The sequence below is a fragment of the Desulfobacterium sp. N47 genome (assembly GCF_051233685.1).
Taxonomy (GTDB): Bacteria; Desulfobacterota; Desulfobacteria; order Desulfobacterales; family RPRI01; genus RPRI01.
The window spans coordinates 1-4,128 of record NZ_JBAMMY010000105.1 but is presented as its reverse complement, the minus strand read 5'-3'; the positions used below and the strand labels follow the sequence as shown (position 1 = coordinate 4,128).

General features: G+C 41.9%; 5 protein-coding genes and 1 pseudogene. 2 read left to right on the top strand and 4 right to left on the bottom strand.

Annotation, left to right across the window (positions count from 1 at the left end; translation table 11 throughout):
* Nucleotides 1-100: 100 nt before the first annotated feature.
* A complete protein-coding gene (locus tag VXK47_RS06635; RefSeq protein WP_435547985.1) occupies nucleotides 101-784 on the bottom strand; it encodes a transposase in 684 nt (227 codons plus the stop codon).
* Nucleotides 785-956: 172 nt separating this feature from the next.
* On the opposite strand from VXK47_RS06635, the gene VXK47_RS06630 reads away from it, so the two are divergent.
* The gene (locus VXK47_RS06630) at nucleotides 957-2,177 is read left to right on the top strand and encodes a hypothetical protein (protein ID WP_435547984.1); all 1,221 of its coding nucleotides are present in this window, start codon (nucleotides 957-959) and stop codon (nucleotides 2,175-2,177) included.
* A gap of 49 nt (nucleotides 2,178-2,226) precedes the next feature.
* A complete protein-coding gene (locus VXK47_RS06625; protein WP_435547986.1) occupies nucleotides 2,227-2,445 on the top strand; it encodes an ATP-binding protein in 219 nt (72 codons plus the stop codon).
* A 205-nt stretch (nucleotides 2,446-2,650) separates the two neighbouring features.
* On the opposite strand, the gene VXK47_RS06620 is transcribed toward VXK47_RS06625, so the two are convergent.
* From VXK47_RS06620 to VXK47_RS06610, 3 genes and pseudogenes are all read right to left on the bottom strand, one after another.
* Nucleotides 2,651-2,788 (bottom strand): hypothetical protein, encoded by a 138-nt coding sequence (locus tag VXK47_RS06620; protein WP_435547983.1) that lies wholly within the window; start codon nucleotides 2,786-2,788, stop codon nucleotides 2,651-2,653.
* A gap of 156 nt (nucleotides 2,789-2,944) precedes the next feature.
* Entirely contained in the window at nucleotides 2,945-3,700 is a 756-nt protein-coding gene (locus tag VXK47_RS06615) for a hypothetical protein (protein ID WP_435547982.1), read from the bottom strand.
* Nucleotides 3,582-4,128: pseudogene (locus tag VXK47_RS06610) on the bottom strand (IS21 family transposase); the annotation flags it as partial. The gene VXK47_RS06615 and the pseudogene VXK47_RS06610, both read right to left, overlap by 119 nt.

The window sequence follows — 4,128 nt, the reverse complement described above, 5'->3', positions numbered from 1 at the left end:
AAGCATAAAAAGAGTCAGAGAATTACGAATCAAAATTCAAAATGAACTCAGAGATATCGATTCTAATGCGGTTGACTTAAAAAATTTCAAAGAACAAAACCTATTGCATTCGTATGCAAAAACCTAACCGGAATTTACTGATTTCAACTAATGTATCTGTTTTTTTATTAAAGGCTTCTTTACGTCTCTGCCAACCATTGGTTCTTTTATCAATATCACGGACGACTGTGTTTGGTCTGTTTTTTGAAGTTTTAAAAGCTACATCAACCGGGAAGAAATTTATTCCATTATGATAGCCTAACTGCAAGCATTGATAACCTAACATAGATTGCTTTCTGGTATGGTCAAAATGGTAACTGACCATTTCCATTTTCTTGCCGGTTTTTGGCGTCAAGGTATCATCGGCAATAAGTACTTTTTGTTTTAACGGAACGTCCGCAGTATTATTTATTACTTTTAAGGCCAGGAGATAAACGAGGTTTCTCCAGTTAAAACATTCATGATTTAAAAACCGGTAATAAGTATCTTTTTGGGCATCTATCTGGTTTTTGCACGCCTTGGCAGACCAAAGATAGGATAAATACTGCTTAAGGAATGGAAGTAAAACGAGCAGATAAATAATGTTTGCTGTAGAGCAACCCTTTTGTTTCATAATGTTAGATCTGTGCAATATTGATTTTATGTTGAGTTCCTTAACCGCTTTATTAATTTCAGAATCCATAGAGTGTTTATGCTTATGAATTTCTTGTTGCAATGAAAGTGAGAATGTAATATTGTTTTTCATGGCAGCTCCTTTTTTTAGTAAATTCGGTTCATTAGCAAAATCAAATATACTAAAACTGGAGCTGCTTTTCAAGTTATTTATTAATTATATCAGATAATTATTTCACTATTCATGCGATTTTTTTACTGCGAAACTTTAGTAATAATTTTAATTTAAGCAAGGAGGGTAAAAAATGGCTGATTTAAGAGTAAATATGGGAAGTTTGGAGCTTGAAAATCCTATCATTATTTCATCAGGGCATTTAACCAGAACAGGGGACGATATAAAAAGATGCGACAAATATGGAGGCGGAGCCGTCATAATAAAGAGCGGTTTTCTGGAAAAAGAATATGAAAAAGTTGTAAAGCCGTATGCGCCCGGCTTGTTTCCGGATGCAAGGGTGAATTTTCACTCAATCGGGGACGGATACCTGACCATCTGCGGTCTCTCTCCTATCCCGGTTGAAGCCTGGGCAAAGTGGTTCAAGGACAACATCAAAGAGATTAAGACCCCTGTTATAGCCAGTTTAATGGCAATATCTGTTGAAGGATATATTAAGGGCGCCAAGATGTTTCAAGAGGCCGGCGCCGATGCGGTTGAGATTCTACTTGCCTGCCCTTTGCCTTTCTTGCTGCCGCATCCTTATGTGGGCGGAGCCTCATTTAATCCTGCCATTGTCGAAGAAGTCTGCAGCGAAGTCAGAAAAGCGGTTACTATTCCGCTGGGAGTGAAAATGATGTTTAATTTTTTAGACCCATCTCCCTTACAGATACCCAGAAAAGTCGGATTGGATTGGTCAACAACAGTAATAGCTTTCCCGGCAGCGCCAGGTATAAAACTTAATGAGGTTGAGCCCGTAATACCCTCATCTGTATTCATTTCCGGCTCTAAGGTGGCAAAACACGTAAATTTTGTGGCGCTTTTAAATCAGCGGGACCAATATCAAGATATTCATATATCTATTACAGGAGGAACACAGAGGTGGAGCGATATTGTTGAGTTTATTATGTACGGAGCGAGTTCCGTTCAGGTTCAAACACTTTTCCTGCAGAAGGGTATGGGTTTGATTCAAGAATTCAAAAGAAACATATCAGGTTATATGGATTCTAAGGGTTTCGGTTCAATTGAAGAAATGAAAGGAGCTATTCTTCCAAAACTGCTCACCTTTGACGAGGCAATAGTGACCTATGGAAAGACAAAAGGCAAGATAGTGGTTTCAGTGGATCAGGGAAAATGTATCTGCTGCGGTGTGTGTGAAGAGGTCTGCAATTGGGGGGCAATAAAAGTAATAGATGATACAGTAGACATAGTAAAAGAGAAATGTGAAGGATGCGGTGTATGCGTTTGCAGTTGTACGGAAGGGGCTTTATGGCTTGATAACGTGGATCTTATTAAAAAAATTGCAAGAGGATGATAGACCACCACCTTCAACCAATATGAATTGATGAGACCTAAAAGATCGCATTCAATCCTTAAGAGCCCTCAGCCGTTCCATCCAGCGCTATTCCCGCTGTGGGCTCCTGATCCCTGATGAACTTGGATATGTTTCATTCTCCAAGGAAAGGGCTCAACTCCTGTTCCAGATTCTGGCAGACCGGTATGAGCGGGGTTCTGTCATCATCACTCGAAACGTCAACCTAAAATTGACCCCCAGCGACAACCCAATTTTGACCCCCCTGTAGTTAGAATAAAAATTCTGTTAGCTTTAATGTTTCTTCTTTATTAATGGTACAGCATGTTCTTCGGAATGGGATGAGCCGAAGGGAGCGTAGCGACCGAAGGCTCATCCCATTCCGGGCCTCGATAAATTGGTTTAACTTTGCCGGTGTAACAGTTTAAGCGCTTTTTTTTGATTGCGCCCGATATCGGATATGAATACGTCATCGATTAAAACCGGATAGGCATTCCGGTTTCCTGGATCAAAAGCCCGCCGAATGCATCTGCAACCCTGTAAATAACGTAATCCTCGCAGCTGTCAAACCATGTGGTGTTTTCGGGGGTAAACTTCAAAACGGACTGTTTCATGTCTTCCTTTTAATGTATTATATATGGTGAGCTCTTTCATTTGGAACTCCTGTTTTTGTATAAACAGTTCCAAAAGCCTTTCCAGACAATCCGGCCAATGATTACGCCATTGCCGGATGGGCCGCGCGGAATAAAAAGCCTGAGGCCTCTGTTTAATCAGCTCCAGATAATGGTCAGGATCAAGGCTCCATTGATTGCTGTTAAACACCCTGGCATGAGAGGCAATCTTTTTATTCCCGTAAAATATCTCCCACGATCCACATGCAAAACAGCAATGGCCTTGCAATAGGCATAGTGTGTCGGAACCGAATATCGATTCTTATCCACAAGCACCGTTGAATACTTGTTGATTTTACCGGTCGCTGTCTGAAGATTGCCAAAAGCAACTTCCGGCAATGCAATCAGATGTTTTCGCTCTTCTTCATAAAGTTCGTTGACGCTATGCTCTCTGCCGCTGATCCGATGATCCCCATAGGAAAAACATTCCGCCAGAATCTTTTCATTGAGCGCCTCCAAAGTGTCCGCTTCGGGAACAGTCACCATATAGTTACGTCTGGCATATCCCACCAAACCCTCAACTCCGCCTTTTTCATGCCCTTGCCCTGGATTGCAAAACAGGGGCGCAAAATTGTAATAGGCCCGAAATTTGTCAAAAGATTTCTGAACCTCACGCTTCTTGCCTTTGAATATCTTTTGAACCGCCGTGGTTAAATTGTCATAGATCAATACGGGAAAAACTCCCCCGAAAAAAGAAAATGCCCGAATATGACCGTCAAACAATGCCTGCTGCCGCTCACAGGGATAGCACCTGACAAAATGCTTGCCCGAATATTTTGAGCGCATGCAAAAAAACTTTAACACAACATTCTGCCCACCGATAACCGCATGGCATCCGCCCCAGTCCCCCCTCACCTTCAATCCCTGCTTCCGGATCACAAGGAATAAATACCTCCCCGCCCTTTAACCCCAGTCGAAGCTTGGCCTGGCGAACATATCGTCTTACCGTCGTCTCAGCCCCTTGAAAACCATGTTCCTCTTTGAGACGGTTAAAAATCCTGATTGCAGTATGACGCTGCTTCTTCGGATTCTCTTTGTCCCTTTTAAGCCATCCATCAATCATTTCAAGATAAGGCTCCAACACAGGAAACGGCTGGCTCTCTCTTTCTTTGTACCCCTTATATTCCCCTCTGAGTATTCGCTTGATCGTGTTTTTCGAATGACCCGTTTCTCTGACTATCTCCTTTACCTTCTTGCCATAAACCCGATGACTCGTCCGAATAAAATCATATTGATCCACCGTAAGCATTCTCCTTTCCTCCAATAATTTTTGATTGCCGTCC

Excerpts from the sequence above, each read along its gene's own strand:
- VXK47_RS06635 (WP_435547985.1), bottom strand. The coding sequence starts at position 784 with ATGAAAAACAATATTACATTCTCACTTTCATTGCAACAAGAAATTCAT.
- VXK47_RS06630 (WP_435547984.1), top strand. The coding sequence starts at position 957 with ATGGCTGATTTAAGAGTAAATATGGGAAGTTTGGAGCTTGAAAATCCT.
- VXK47_RS06620 (WP_435547983.1), bottom strand. The coding sequence starts at position 2,788 with ATGAAACAGTCCGTTTTGAAGTTTACCCCCGAAAACACCACATGGTTT.